General features: G+C 64.7%; 13 protein-coding genes. 8 read left to right on the top strand and 5 right to left on the bottom strand.

Annotated features, from left to right (window positions below; translation table 11 throughout):
• Positions 1-19: 19 nt before the first annotated feature.
• The 4 genes from GTH22_RS03345 to GTH22_RS03330 all read right to left on the bottom strand — a co-directional run bounded on the left by GTH22_RS03345 (position 20) and on the right by GTH22_RS03330 (position 5223).
• Complete coding sequence (locus tag GTH22_RS03345; RefSeq protein ID WP_252943181.1) at positions 20-1006, bottom strand: extracellular solute-binding protein; 987 nt, start codon at positions 1004-1006, stop codon at positions 20-22.
• 227 nt (positions 1007-1233) lie between these two features.
• On the bottom strand, positions 1234-2871 hold the full coding sequence (locus GTH22_RS03340) for an NAD(P)/FAD-dependent oxidoreductase (RefSeq protein ID WP_252943180.1): 1638 nt from the start codon (positions 2869-2871) through the stop codon (positions 1234-1236).
• A gap of 128 nt (positions 2872-2999) precedes the next feature.
• Entirely contained in the window at positions 3000-3440 is a 441-nt protein-coding gene (locus GTH22_RS03335; protein WP_252943179.1) for a PaaI family thioesterase, read from the bottom strand.
• A 34-nt stretch (positions 3441-3474) separates the two neighbouring features.
• Positions 3475-5223, bottom strand: a complete 1749-nt coding sequence (locus GTH22_RS03330; RefSeq protein ID WP_252943177.1) for a class I adenylate-forming enzyme family protein — start codon at positions 5221-5223, stop codon at positions 3475-3477.
• Positions 5224-5474: 251 nt separating this feature from the next.
• Between GTH22_RS03330 and GTH22_RS03325 the strand changes: the two genes are divergently transcribed.
• From GTH22_RS03325 to GTH22_RS03290, 8 genes are all read left to right on the top strand, one after another.
• The gene (locus tag GTH22_RS03325; protein ID WP_252943176.1) at positions 5475-6224 is read left to right on the top strand and encodes an SDR family NAD(P)-dependent oxidoreductase; all 750 of its coding nucleotides are present in this window, start codon (positions 5475-5477) and stop codon (positions 6222-6224) included.
• A gap of 75 nt (positions 6225-6299) precedes the next feature.
• Entirely contained in the window at positions 6300-7058 is a 759-nt protein-coding gene (locus GTH22_RS03320; protein ID WP_252943174.1) for an electron transfer flavoprotein subunit beta/FixA family protein, read from the top strand.
• Positions 7058-7984, top strand: a complete 927-nt coding sequence (locus GTH22_RS03315; protein WP_252943173.1) for an electron transfer flavoprotein subunit alpha/FixB family protein — start codon at positions 7058-7060, stop codon at positions 7982-7984. The genes GTH22_RS03320 and GTH22_RS03315 overlap by 1 nt, the downstream gene beginning before the upstream one ends.
• 10 nt (positions 7985-7994) lie before the next feature.
• Positions 7995-9140, top strand: coding sequence for an acyl-CoA dehydrogenase family protein (locus tag GTH22_RS03310; RefSeq protein ID WP_256471548.1), 1146 nt, complete (start codon positions 7995-7997; stop codon positions 9138-9140).
• 14 nt (positions 9141-9154) lie between these two features.
• Complete coding sequence (locus GTH22_RS03305; protein WP_252943172.1) at positions 9155-10213, top strand: enoyl-CoA hydratase/isomerase family protein; 1059 nt, start codon at positions 9155-9157, stop codon at positions 10211-10213.
• Between the two features lie 15 nt (positions 10214-10228).
• Entirely contained in the window at positions 10229-11134 is a 906-nt protein-coding gene (mmsB, locus tag GTH22_RS03300) for a 3-hydroxyisobutyrate dehydrogenase (RefSeq protein WP_252943171.1), read from the top strand.
• A gap of 640 nt (positions 11135-11774) precedes the next feature.
• A complete protein-coding gene (locus GTH22_RS03295) occupies positions 11775-12551 on the top strand; it encodes a hypothetical protein (RefSeq protein ID WP_252943170.1) in 777 nt (258 codons plus the stop codon).
• A 285-nt stretch (positions 12552-12836) separates the two neighbouring features.
• Positions 12837-13250 carry a hypothetical protein gene (locus GTH22_RS03290; RefSeq protein ID WP_252943169.1) on the top strand — a complete coding sequence of 138 codons (414 nt, stop codon included), beginning with the start codon at positions 12837-12839 and terminating at the stop codon, positions 13248-13250.
• 80 nt (positions 13251-13330) lie between these two features.
• Here the strand turns inward: GTH22_RS03290 and GTH22_RS03285 are convergent, their stop codons facing one another.
• Entirely contained in the window at positions 13331-13900 is a 570-nt protein-coding gene (locus tag GTH22_RS03285) for a transglutaminase-like cysteine peptidase (protein WP_252943168.1), read from the bottom strand.
• Positions 13901-14076 lie beyond the last annotated feature (176 nt).

The raw sequence follows: 14076 nt of genomic DNA, 5'->3' as shown, positions 1-14076 counted from the left end.
TCCTGCCGCACGTGAGATCCTATTCCAGCTTCAGAAGCCTGACGATTTCCGGCGCGTCATCCCCGATCGAGGCGATATCCGGATCGACGTAATCCCCCGGCATCGGCGCGGTCTCGTCGTAGGCCTGCTTGGGGGACACGCTGGTGAGCCCGTTGTAGGCAATCTGCCCCTCGTCCGAAAGCAGGAAGGACAGGAAACAGACCGCCGCATTCGGGCTGTCGGCGCCCTGCGAGATCATCGTCTCGAACTCGTTGCCGGTGGTCAGCTCGGGGGCCGTAAAGTCAATCGGCGCACCCTCCTCCTTGAGCACCCGCACCACGGTCATCACGTTGGGCAGCACGATCGCCACCTCTCCGGCAGCAAGCTGCTGGGTGGCGGGCACCACGCTGGGCACGAGGACCGGTTCCTGCTCGGCCAGCCGCGTGAGATAATCCTCTCCCAGCTTGTCCTTCAGAATGCGGAAAAGCGCCATGTAAGAAGGCACGTTGCGCGGATCGCCAAGGATGATCCGGCCCTTGTATTCGGGCTTCAGGATGTCCTCCCAGCTCACCGGCGCAGCGTCTCCCGCCTGATCGGTGTTATAGGCAAAACCCAACATGCTCAGGCTCGTGGTCACCGCGTTGTTCTCGAGCCACGCATCGTCGAACCCGGCCAGCGCAGGGATCTCCTCCTTGGAGAGCGGAGCAAACCACCCATCGGCGTTGCCCTGCGCGATGAACACCGGATCGGCCAGCGAGATGACATCGGCGTAGATGACGCCCGCGTCCCGCTCCGTGGCATAGCGCGTTGCCAACTTGCCGGTCGAGAGGCGGAAATGCTCGATCTCGATCTCCGGGTTGGCGGCGGTAAAGGCCTCTGCGGCGGCCTCGTTCCGGGACGGATCCTGCGAAGAATACCACACCAGCGGCGGCTCCCCTGCGGCGGCCGCGCAGGCCTCGGATGTGGCCTGCGCAAAGGCCGGCGCGGCAAGAAAGGTGGCACAGGTTGCCAGCAAGATCGGTCTCATATCGTGTCCTCCCAGACTCCGGGCGCCGCGACTTGAGGCGGCGCATCCCCGGTGAGCATTACAGTATCGGGCGATCCCGCCTCCATCACCGCCAAAGGTCGCAACGCTGGTATGCAGAGCCCGCCGCCAATCCGCCCGGCCCGGCGCTTCCCACCGGCCTGCACGGGGCTTCTCCAATGCATGCCCGGTGCCCCGCCCGGCGCTCTCTGCCGGCCCGCTCCGCCATGTCAGGAAAACTGAAATCCCCGGTAGCCGTTATCGCGCACGTCTTCGCTATACTGGCGAAACTTCGGGTTGCCACCAACAAAAAGCAGCGTCTCCCGCTTGTCGCGGCCCTCGATATTCTTGTTGATCCCGGTAAACCACGAGTTCGTCTGCCCAAGCAGCATCCGGCTCATCAGCTTGTCGCAATAGCCGGTCCAGGAGTCGATGGCCGCGCTCTCCGGCTCGATCCGGCGGATGCCCTCTGCCCTCGCGTGCTCCATCATCTCGCTCAGCCAGTCGACCACCACAGCCGAGCAGCGCGGGATGTTGCAGAAGGTCGCCGGGTTCTGCGGCCCAACCAGGGTGAAGAAGTTGGGAAAACCGCCGCATTGAAGCCCCAGATAGGTCTTCACGCCCTTGTCCCATTCGTCCTTCAGCTTCAGCCCGCCCTTGCCCCGCACATCGATGCGGTTCCACGATCCCTTGATCGCATCAAACCCGGTGGCATAGATGATCACATCGAACTCGTGCAACGCCTCGCCGGTGCGGATGCCCTCTGGCTCGATCCGCGTGATCGGTGTTTCGTTGAGATCCACGATCGACACGTTGTCTTGATTGTAAACCTCGTAATAGCGGGTCTCCAGCGGCACGCGCTTCATTCCGAAGCCGTGATCCTTGGGGATCAGCTTTTCCGCAACGGCCGGGTCTTTGACCCGCTGGCGGATCTTTTCGGCCACGAAATCGGAAACGTATTTATTGGCCTCCGGGGTCATCAGCACATCCTGATAGGCCCCGAGCCAGAGCGAGAAACCGGGGCCGTTGTAAAGCTCTTCCAGCTTGGCGTCGCGCTCCTCCTTGGGCACATCGAAAATGTCGCGCTCGATGAACTCATGGGGAAACCCGGCTATCGAACGGTCGCACTTGTCGATGAAGCTGCCGTAATCCGCCTTGATCGCCGCCATCCGCTCCGCGCTCATCGGGCCGTTTCCGAGCGGCGTGCACCAGTTGGGCGAGCGCAGGAAAACCGTCAGCTCCCCGGCGATCTTCGCCATCTCCTGTATCACCTGCACCCCGGAAGAGCCGGTGCCGATCACCGCGATCCGCTTGCCCTTCAGGTCCAGCTTGGCCGGCCCCAAGCCATCGGGATCACGTGGCCACTGGGCGGTGTGAAGGCTGGTGCCCGTGAAGGTATGCACGCCGGGCACATTGGGCATCTGCGGCGCCGAAAGCGGGCCAAGCGCCGAAAACACGAAGCGCGCGGTCAGCGGCGCCTTGCCGCCATCCTGAAAGGTGATCGTCCAGAGGCCGCTATCCTCGTCAAAAGCCGCCCCCCCGACCCGCGCGTTGAACATGTAGTCCTTTCGGATATCCATGTAGTCATTGGCGCGGTGGATGTATTTCAGCACCTCGGGCTGGGCCGCGAACCGCTCGCTCCAGTTGAACTCCTGCATCAGCTCTTCATTCCAGAAGTACCCGTATACCTCACTCTCGGAGTCGATGCGCGCGCCGGGATAGCGGTTCTGGTGCCAGACCCCACCGATATCGTCGGAGGCCTCAATGCCGCGCACGCTGTATCCCAGCTCGCGCAGGCGATATGCCATGTAAAGCCCCGTCAGGCCGGCGCCGATCACCACCGCATCGAAATCGGGCTGCTTGTCCATCTCAGTTCTCCTTCGCGCCGGTGTTGGAATACCGGCTGATCATCTACCCCGGTGTAACCCGGCACGGGCCGCCTGCTACAGGGCGCAGGCAGCCCTGAGGCGGCAACGGAGCTTTGCAGAACGCGCCGCTACGCGATCCGCTCAACCTTGTGCTCCTGCCCGACCTCGACATCCGAAAGCACCACGGTCAGCCGCCCGGTCGCCACCAGCTTGCCGTCCGACCCCGTCACCTCCACAGAAGTCGTGCAAATCCTGCGCCCCAGTTTGACGATGCGGGCGAGCGCAACCATCGTGCCATGGGCCGGCCTCAGGTAATCGACCACGAGGCTGATGGTCGAAAGCCGCCGGTTGAGGCGCGCGATCAGCACGTAACAGCCCGCCGCGTCGATCAGGCTTCCCACCGCGCCGCCATGCAGCCGCTCGACCTTCGGCGTGCCCAGAATTTCCCGCCGCTGGGGCATGCTCAGGGTCACGCTGTCCTCGCTCACCGCCTCCACCGTCAGCCCGAGCCAGCGGTCGAATTCGCAGGTGTCGATGACATCCTGAAGTTCCTTGATCGTATGGGTCATTATCTGCCTCGCCTGTTGTGAAAGAACCGGGCCGTCACAGCCCCAGCTTCTCCCGTGCATATTGCGCCAGATGCACCCGCCGCGCGCGACCGGTCGCGGTGAAGGGCACATCCTGCGCCGTCACCGGAATGACGAATTTCGGAATCTTGAACCTCGCGATCCGGTCGCGGCAAAACCCGTCCAATGAGGCGGCATCGGGGGCCGCGCCACCCTTGGCGACGATCAGCGCACAGCCAACCTCGCCCATCCGCGCATCCGGCACGCCAACCACATAGGCCGCCTCGATCGCCTCATGGGTCCGCAGAAAGTTCTCGACCTCCTCGGGCATCACCATCTCGCCGCCGCACCGATAGGATTCCTTGATCCGCCCGAGCAGCGTCACGTAGCCCTGGGCATCCACCGTCCCCACATCGCCCGTTTTCAGCCAGCCATCTGCCGTCATCGCCCGCGCGGTCTCTTCCGGCTTGCGATAATATCCCGGCGTCACGCAGTAGCCGCGTACCAGCAATTCGCCCTTCTCGCCCGGCGGCAAATCGGCGCCGGTCTGCGGGTCCACCGCCTTGTAAACCGCCAGCCGTCCGCCGAACTCGGCAAACCCCGCGCAGCCGGCCTCCTTCAGCCGCCCGTTGCTCTGGCTCAGCCACTTGCGATCGCCCTCGGGCAGGCAGCAACAGGTCGAAGCGGTGGTCTCGGTCATGCCGTAGCCGGTCAGCAACTCGCGCGGGCGAAAGCTCTCGCGGATCGCGTCCCAGATCTCCGGCGGGTTCACCCCACCCGAGTTGAAATAGGCAATCAGCGAGGGGCAATCAAAGCCGCCCCGCGCTCGCACCGCCTCCATCATCAGGTTGGTCATCACCGGCACGCAGGTGATCTCTCCCACCTGAAAACGCTCTGCCGCCTCCACCATGTCATTGGCATCGAAGATCGGGCGCGGCACGATCGCGCCGCCAAAGAACATCGCCGCGATCATGCACTCCACGTAGCCGAACACATGGTAGAGCGGCAGCGCGAACAGCAGCCGCCTGCCCTCCTCGCGCGCCATCGCGTAGTTGGAGGCGTAGGCCGTGCGCAGCACCATGTCATGGGTAATCATCGCGCCCTTGGGCTGGCCGGTGGTGCCCGAAGTGTAGAGTATGTCGCAATTGGCCTCCGGCGCGGCCTCGGCATCGGCGGCTCTGACGGCCTCTACCTGCGCCGCGCTCGGCTCCCATGCCGGGTCAATGAGCGCCCGCGCGCCGTCCCGGCCCTCGCCCTCGATCCGGCAAAGGTAGATGTTGCGCAGCTTGGGAAATTTCGCGCCGCCAGCCTGCTCCACCCAACCGGGCATGATCGCATCGAGATCGGCCAGATGATCGTGCCCGCGAAACGCATCCATCGTCACCAGCGCCACGCAGTCCGACTGCTCCAGCACATAGGCGATCTCGGTCTGCCGCAACATGAAGTTGAACGGAACCGCCACCGCACCGATCCGGGCAATGGCGAATTTCGCTATGACGAACTCCACATAGTTGGCCAGCCACAGGCCCACGTGATCGCCCCCCGAAATCCCGTCTGCCAGAAACCGTGCCGCCAGCTTGTCGGCGGCATCGCGGATCTCGCCGTAACTCCAGCTTTTCTCGTCGGTCAGGCAGAACGGGCGGTCAGCATATCGCGCGCAGGCCCGGTCCAGCGCCTGCGCAATCGTCATCGGCTCCCATGTGCCGGTGATGGCTTCAAGCGCCTTGCGGCGCTGCGCCGGTGCATCGAAAACCGGCCGGGCCGGGTCTTGGGCTTCAGGTGTCATGGCGGGTCCGATCAGCAGTTCTTTCCGCTTGAGAAGGTCCCGTGAAACATGCGGGCCTGAACGCCCGGTGCCAATGCCCCCTGCGCCCTTCGGGCAGCAATGCAGCGTTGCAGAACCAGCGTGCCCCCTGGCTTCACCCGGCCGAACATGGCGCGAAAACCTGCAACGATGCCTTGCGCGACCTGCTCTGGACGAAGCCTCCGCAGGGCCTCACCCTGTCGCAAATGAAATCCGGCAGGGGAGCCACTGCAATGGCATTACTCGACAACAAGACCGCCGTCGTCACCGGCGCGGGCCGCGGACTGGGTGCTTCGATGGCCCGGCGTTTCGCACAGGAAGGCGCCACGGTCATCGTGGTCGACATGGACGCCAGTGCCGCTCAGGAGGTGGTCGCCGAGATCGAGGCCAACGGCGGCACCGCCCGGGCCGAGGCGCTCGACATCACCTCGCGGGATGATGTGATGGCCTTCGGAAAACGCATCTCCGAGGCCTTCCCCTCCATCGACGTGCTGGTCAACAACGCCGGGATCTCGCCCCGCGTCAGCCTTGATGACCCTGACCTCATGAACAAGTGGGATCACGTCATAGACGTCAACCTGCGCGGCCAGTGGGACATGACAATCGCCTTCCTGCCCGCGCTGCGCAAGAGCAGTGCCAGCCTCATCTTCACCGCCTCCATCGCCGCCTTCACCGCGCCGCGCTCCAGTGCCGCCTACGGGGCAGCCAAGGGGGGCATCCGCTCGCTGATCCAGTATTTCGCCCAGCAACTCGGCCCCGACGGCGTGCGGGTCAACGGGCTCGCGCCGGGGCGCATGCTCACCGACATGACCTTCAAGGCCGTCAAGGGGCCCGCCGGGGCCAAGTTTCTCGAGCGGGTAGCGCTCGGGCGCAACGGCGAAGCCGACGAGATCGGCGGCCCGGCCCTGTTTCTTGCCTCCGAGATGTCCTCCTACGTCACCGGCGTCGTCATCCCGGTCGATGGCGGCTTTCTGGCAATGTGACCCGCTCGCGGGGCGCAATCCGCGCCCCGGCCCCGGTCTTTGAATCTCCCAACCATTCGAAAGGGCGTGCTGCCAATGAAGGTGCTAGTGCCTGTGAAACGGGTGATCGACTACAACGTGAAGGTCCGGGTGAAGTCGGACGGTTCCGGTGTCGATCTTGCCAACGTGAAGATGTCGATGAACCCCTTCGACGAGATCGCAGTGGAAGAGGCGATCCGGCTGAAGGAGGCGGGGACGGCCGAAGAGGTTGTCGCCGTATCCATCGGCGTGAAACAGGCGCAGGAAACGCTCCGCACCGCGCTCGCCATGGGCGCCGACCGCGCGATCCTCGTGGTGGCCGCCGATGATGTCCACCAGGACATCGAGCCGCTGGCGGTCGCCAAGATCCTCGCCAAGATCGTCGAGGAAGAGCAGCCGGGCCTCGTGCTCGCCGGCAAGCAGGCGATCGACAACGACATGAACGCCACCGGCCAGATGCTCTCGGCCCTGCTCGGCTGGTCGCAGGCCACTTTCGCCTCCGAGGTGAAGGTCGAGGGCGATCATGCCGTGGTGACCCGTGAGGTCGACGGCGGCCTGCAGACCATCAAGGTGAAGATGCCCGCCATCGTCACCGTGGACCTGCGCCTGAACGAGCCGCGCTACGCCTCGCTGCCCAACATCATGAAGGCCAAGAAGAAGCCGCTGGATGAGAAGACCGCCGCCGACTACGGCGTCGACGTCTCCCCGCGCCTCGAAGTGGTCAAGACCTCCGAGCCCGAAACCCGCCAGGCAGGCGAGATCGTGGCCGATGTCGATGCGCTGGTGGCGAAACTCAAAGAAAAGGGGGTTATCTGATGGCTGTTCTCCTTCTTGCCGAAGTGACCGATGGCGAGCTGGCGATGGACGCCACCGCCAAGGCCGTCTCCGCCGCGAAGTCGCTGGGTGATGTGACCGTGCTCTGCGCCGGGGCCTCTGCCTCTGCCGCCGGTGAGGCCGCTGCCAAGATTGACGGCGTGGCCAAGGTGCTCGTCGCCGAAGACGCTTCGCTGGGCCACCGTCTTGCCGAGCCGACCGCCGCGCTGATCGTCTCGCTTGCGGGTGACTACTCGCACATCGTCGCCCCCGCCACGACCGATGCAAAGAACGTGATGCCCCGCGTCGCCGCCCTGCTCGATGTGATGATCCTCTCGGACGTGTCCGGCGTTGTCGACGCCGATACCTTCGAGCGCCCGATTTACGCCGGGAACGCGATCCAGACCGTGAAGTCGAAAGATGAAAAGAAGGTTATCACCTTCCGAACCTCCACCTTCGACGCCGCCGGTGAGGGCGGTTCGGCCTCGGTCGAAACCGCCTCCGCAGCCGACAACCCCGGCCTCTCCGAATGGGTCGAAGACAAGGTGGCCGAGAGCGACCGCCCCGAGCTGACCTCCGCCGGCATCGTCGTCTCCGGCGGCCGCGGCGTGGGCTCGGAAGAGGACTTCGCGCTGATCGAGAAGCTCGCCGACAAGCTCGGCGCCGCCGTGGGTGCCTCGCGCGCCGCGGTCGACTCGGGCTTCGCCCCGAACGACTGGCAGGTCGGCCAGACCGGCAAGGTGGTCGCCCCCGACCTCTACGTCGCGGTCGGCATCTCCGGCGCGATCCAGCACCTCGCGGGCATGAAGGACTCCAAGGTGATCGTGGCGATCAACAAGGACGAAGAGGCCCCGATATTCCAGGTCGCCGACTACGGCCTCGTCGCAGACCTCTTCACCGCCGTCCCCGAGCTGATCGAAAAGCTCTGAAAGGCGCCCCATGATCGACTTCACGCCAAACGACGACCAAATCGCCATCCTCGAGATGACAGAAGGGTTCGCGCTCAACGAGCTGCGCCCCAAGGCTGTTGAATGGGACAGCCTGAAACACTTTCCCACCGATGTTCTTGCCCAGGCCGGAAGCCTTGGCCTCGGCGCCATCTACACCCGCGAAGATGTCGGCGGCTCCGCGCTCGGACGTGTCGATGCGGTGATGATCTTCGAAGCCCTCGCCAAGGGCTGTCCCACCATCGCCGCCTATATCTCGATCCACAACATGTGCTGCTGGATGATCGACAGGTTCGGCTCCCCCGAGCAACGCGCCCATTGGTGCCCGAAGCTGGCCACCATGGAAACGCTCGCCAGCTACTGCCTGACCGAGCCGGGCGCGGGCTCCGATGCCTCGGCCCTCTCCACAAGGGCCACCCGCGAGGGCGACGAGTTCATCCTGAATGGGCAGAAGCAGTTCATCTCCGGCGCCGGCACCTCCGATGTCTACATCATCATGGCCCGCACCGGCGCGCCGGGACCGAGCGGCATCTCCGCCTTCCTCGTGGAGCGCGACACACCGGGTCTGAGCTTTGGCGCCAACGAACAGAAAATGGGCTGGAACGCCCAGCCCACCCGTACCGTGACCATGGACAACCTGCGTATCCCGGCCAGCAACATGCTTGGCGCCGAGGGAAAGGGCTTCAACATCGCGATGGCCGGGCTGGACGGCGGGCGCCTCAACATCGCCGCCTGTTCGCTGGGCGGTGCCCAGGCCGCGCTCGACGCCAGCCAGCACTACATGCGCGATCGCAGGGCCTTCGGCAAAGCCCTCATCGACATGCCCACGCTGCAATTCCGCCTCGCCGACATGGCCACGGACGTCGAGGTCTCCCGCACCATCCTCTGGCGCGCTGCCGCTAGCCTCGATGCAAAATCCCCCCGCGCCACCACGCTCTGCGCCATGGCCAAGCAATTCGTCACCGACCATTGCTTCCGCGTCGCCAACGAGGCGCTGCAACTGCACGGCGGCTATGGCTACCTCTCGGAATACGGGATCGAAAAGATCGTGCGCGACCTGCGGGTGCACCAGATCCTCGAAGGCACCAATGAAATCATGCGGCTCATCGTGTCGCGCTCGCTCGTTCCGGGCGAATGAAGGACAGCGCCCCCATGCCCGAACCCACCGTCATCATCAGCCGCGACGGCAGCCTAGGACGGCTGCACCTGAACCGCCCGAAGGCGATCAATAGCCTGACACTGGAGATGGTTCACCTGATCAATGAGGGGCTGACACGCTTCGAGGCAGACAACACGGTCGCCGCGGTGCTCCTCACCGGCGAAGGCGAGCGCGGGCTCTGCGCGGGCGGCGACATCATCGCGCTCTACAACTCGGGCAAGGCCGGTGACGGCATGGCAGCCGAATTCTGGCGCGACGAATATCGCCTGAACGCCCGGATCGCCGAATACCCCAAACCCTATATCGCCGTCATGGATGGCATAACCATGGGCGGCGGGGTCGGCCTGTCGGCCCACGCCAGCCAACGCATCGTGACCGAGCGCACCCGGCTCGCCATGCCCGAAACCGGCATCGGCACCTTTCCCGATGTCGGCGGCACTTGGCTGCTCTCCAATGCCATCGGCGAAGCGGGCACCTATATCGGCCTCACCGGCTCGGATATCGACGCCGCCGATGCCATCCATACCGGCTTTGCCGACCACTTCCTGAGCAGCGCGCAGATCCCGGCGCTGGCCGCCAGCCTTGCCAGCCTGCCGCCCGATGCCAGCGAAGGCGCGGTCGAGCTGGCCATCCGCGCCCTCGCCGAAGTGCCACCGGCCTCCGGCATCCAGCACAATCAGGCCCTGATTGACGCAGCCTTCGCCGCCGACAGCGTGGAAGAGATCCTCGCGGCACTCTCCGCCCAGAACACCGCATTTTCCGATCACACAGCCCAAACCCTCGCGGCGAAATCGCCGACTTGCCTCAAGCTCACCCTGCGCCTGCTGCGGGCCGCCCGTGGCAGCCATGGGCTGAAGGCCTGTCTGGATCGGGAATATGCCGCCACATCCCTCATCCTGAGCTGGCCGGATTTCTATGAGGGCGTGCGGGCCGCCGTCATCGACAAGGATCGCGCGCCAAAATGGCAGCCGCAGGAGCTGCGCAGCGTCACCCTCCCGCCGCTGGAGGCTGTCCTCTCACCGCCCCGCAGCCTGTTCGAACATCAAAGCTGACCAAAGGACGCCACAATGAGCAAGACAATCGCATTCATCGGCCTCGGCAACATGGGCGGCCCGATGTCGGGCAACCTCGTGAAGGCGGGCCATGTCGTTCAGGGCTACGATCTTTCCGAAGCCGCGCGCAGGGCAGCCGAGACGCAGGGCGTCCTGACATTTCAGGATCTCAAGGAGGCCGTTCAGGGGGCCGACGCGATCATCACCATGCTGCCCAACGGCCCCCTCGTGCTGGACGTCTGGGGCCAGCTTGCCGAGATTGTCCCCGCTGGCACCATCCTGATCGACAGTTCCACCATAGATGTCGACAGCGCCATCGCAGCCCACGAGCTTCTTACAAGCAAAGGGTGCCTGACCCTAGATGCGCCGGTCTCCGGCGGCACCGGCGGGGCCGAAGCCGGCAGCCTGACCTTCATGACGGGCGGGTCCGAGGCCGCCCTCCAGTCCGGCGCCCCGCTGCTGGAGCCGATGGCCGGGCGCGTGGTGCGTTGCGGCAGCCCCGGTGCCGGACAGGCCGCCAAGATCTGCAACAACATGCTGCTGGGCATTTCGATGATCGGTGCCTGTGAAGCCTTCGCGCTTGGCGAAAAGCTCGGGCTCGAACATCAGGCCCTCTTCGATGTCATCTCCACCTCTTCCGGTCAGTGCTGGTCGGTCAACACCAATTGCCCGGTGCCCGGCCCGGTCCCGACCTCCCCTGCCAACCGCGCCTATCAACCGGGCTTCGCCGCCGCCCTGATGCTCAAGGACCTCCGCCTTGCCCAGCAGGCCGCCCTGTCGCGCGGCGCACAGACGCCCCTCGGTGCGGAAGCGGCCCAACTCTACGGCATGTATGACGCCCTCGATGAAAAAGGCTCCGACTTCTCTGGCATCATCAGCCTGCTGCGTGGCGCGGCGGACAGAGCCTCCAAACCATCCTGACGTTCGGCTACACGCGACCCTTTCGGCACAAGTTTCACGAGGCATTCCACCCAATCAAAAGGCCCGTTTCGGTGAGCTACTTCCACGTAACGAAGCATGCAGGATTACACTGAAGCAGTTGCTCGTTCTGTTAATCAATTGGTCGTAGGTTCGATCCCTACCGCCGGAGCCAATTTCCTACGAAAATCAGCGTTCTAGCTGCGGGTCAGCCATAGGCTTGCTTGTGGCTTCTTGCCGTTTTGCGACGCTTTGCAGGTGGGCGGGTCCGTAGGGCTTTGCGTTGATCGGGTGGCGGCTTGCAGCTTGGCGGAGGCGTTCGCCGGGTGCTGTGCGGCGGGCTTGCCGGGCTGGCGCGGAGGGGTTGGTGCAGAGGCGGTTTCGGGCATTTGCTGGGACGCGAAGGATTCGCTGCTGTCGCTTCCTCCAGTCTCCCCTGAGCAGAGTGCGGGCGCGGCAATGCGCGCAGCGGAAGAACAGGGTTCCTGCTCTTCCCATGCGGAAGCGAAACAATTGCCCTGCTAAGGTGCGATTGAGGGATTGTGGCGGGAATATGTTCCAAACTTGTTGATTTTCGGCAAGATTTCGCGCATAGTGGAGACCGTTCCTTTTCAAGAACCAATTTTGATCACTGGGGGGTGTCATGAATTTCTATCACGGGCGCACTGCGTCCTTACTCATCTCTGCTGTCACGCTGGCTTTCGGATCTTCGGCCCAGGCGGCCGACACGAAACGATGCACCAGCCTGACCACACTCAGCTCCGCCGAAGCTCTCTGCGGATGCGATGTCGTTACCCGCGGGTTCCTCCGGCGGGTTCAAAGAAATCCGCAATTCCCTGAACTGCTGAACTCGGTCGAAGCACTCTGCCCGAAGCTCGCGCTTGTTCTGACCGATTTTCCCACGGCGGCGATCGGTCCGGGCACGGGTGGCGATGGCGCTGGCGGTTCGGGCGGGTCGGGCGGTGGGGCCGGATCCGGTGGGTCTGGTGACACGGGCGACGACGAGGGTGACGACACCGGTGATGACGGCGGTTCCGGTGGAGACGGTGGCTCCGGCGGCGGCGGTGGCTCCGGCGGAGGCGGTGGTGCTGGTGGCGGCGGTGGTGCCGGCGGCGGCGGTGGTGCTGGTGGCGGCGGTGGTGCCGGCGGCGGCGGTGGTTCCGGTGGCGGCGGTGGTTCTGGTGGCGGCGGTGGTGCCGGTGGCGGCGGTGGTGCCGGTGGCGGCGGTGCCGGCGGTGGTGGTGGTGCCGGCGGTGGTGGTGACACTGCGAGATCCGGCAATCCCGGCAACGACAAGAACGTCGGAAAGGCTGGCGAGAATCCAGGCCCCGGCGACTTTGGCGGCGGCAGCCGGGGACGCTCGGATGGCGAGAAGTCCAACGGCGGCGGTCAGGGCAAAGGCAAGGGAAAGGGCAACTGACCCTTCATTTTCCCTCGCCCCTAAATACAGAAACGCAATTCGAAGGAAGGAGAGTCAACAGCATGTCCACAGGCCTCCCGGCCGGGTCAGGTCCAGCCGGGGAGAGACAGGGGGACAGATGCACCACATTCGTCAGCTGGTTTTTCACAGTCAGGGTGAAAACCCCGTGAAAACAGCCTCGCATTGCGTGAATTGAAGCGCTGGGGCGTGGCACTGCAGCCCGCCCCGCGCAACACTCTCACCCATTGCTTCAAATTTTTCAGACCTCAAGAAGGAGGATTTCAAATGTCTCGTTATCTGACACGCTCCACCAGGGCCCTTGTTACCGGCTTCGGCATCGCCATTCTGGCCGCCGGCTCGGCTTCGGCCCAGAAATGCACCGCAGGCTCTGCGAGCGGCATGGGCTCGGCGGCGGAACTCTGTGGATGTTCCGTTGTCACCAAGGGCTTCCTGCGGGCCGTGAGCCGCAAGGACAACTTTGGCGGCCTGCTCTCTTCGGTGCAGTCGACCTGTCCGAAACTGGGTGTTCTGCTGACCGACCTGCCCACCGCAGCGGCGACGCCGACCATTCGCAACCCGCCGAGCGGCCGGGCCGAAGTGACCACTGCAGCAGCGGCGGTTGAAGAGGAAGAGCCCTGGGATGATGGCTGCTACTACAACGACTACAACAAAGACAAGGTTGCGGTCCGCCAAGAATGAGGATCAGGACGCCCGCGCAGAGCGCCGCTTTGGTGGCGAGGCCCGCGCAAAGTGCGTCCTGAACCTGTAGGGGTTCTGCGCTAGCGCGTAGCGAACCCCGAGACCCAACGGCGCGGATCGGCCGGGTTCTGCATACGCAGGAACACGTAGCCGGTCTGCTGCCATCCGCGCAGGCTGTCTGTCTGGTTGTCGAGCACCAGATCGCCGCCGGCGCCGCGATAGATCAGAACCGCGTGGCTGCGGCGCTGCCGGTCGAGCGCGGTTGCGATGAGCAGACGCGCCGGGGCCACGCCCTGCCGGATCAGCTCGCGTTTCTTGACCAGCGCAAAATCCTCACAGTCGCCACCGCGCTTGGTGGGAAGCGCCCAATGCTCTTCGCGGGCGTATTGGCTGCGGTCCGACACCTCGCGCGTGGTGGCATTGATGGCGCGGTTCACACGCTGCACGAGGGCCACCTCGGAGGGCCGCTCGGGCCCGGAACGGGCCTGGCAGGCCCAGGCGAACTCGGCGCAGAGCCGCTTGGCGCCGCTCGGCGCCGGGGCAGAGCGCGCGGCGACCAGATAGAGGCCCGCCGCGGATGCGGGGGCCACAGGGGCCAGCGCCGCCGATGCAAACAAAAGTCCGACAATGACAGATCGTGCCATGTTCATGGGCCTACCTCATTCGTTCACGCTGCTGTTTTCAGCATTGAGACCCTGCTCGATCAGGGCTTCGGCCTCGTGGTGTACACCGTGGTTGAGACCGAATTATGGGCGTGAAGTGACGAATTTTCGGTTAAGGCGCAAGCAAAGGACACAACCTTGGCGCGATTGGGCGGAAATGCGCC

Origin of the sequence: Oceanicola sp. 502str15, assembly GCF_024105635.1 — a bacterium.
Taxonomy (GTDB): domain Bacteria; phylum Pseudomonadota; class Alphaproteobacteria; order Rhodobacterales; family Rhodobacteraceae; genus Vannielia.
This window is presented reverse-complemented; position numbering and strand designations above follow the sequence as displayed.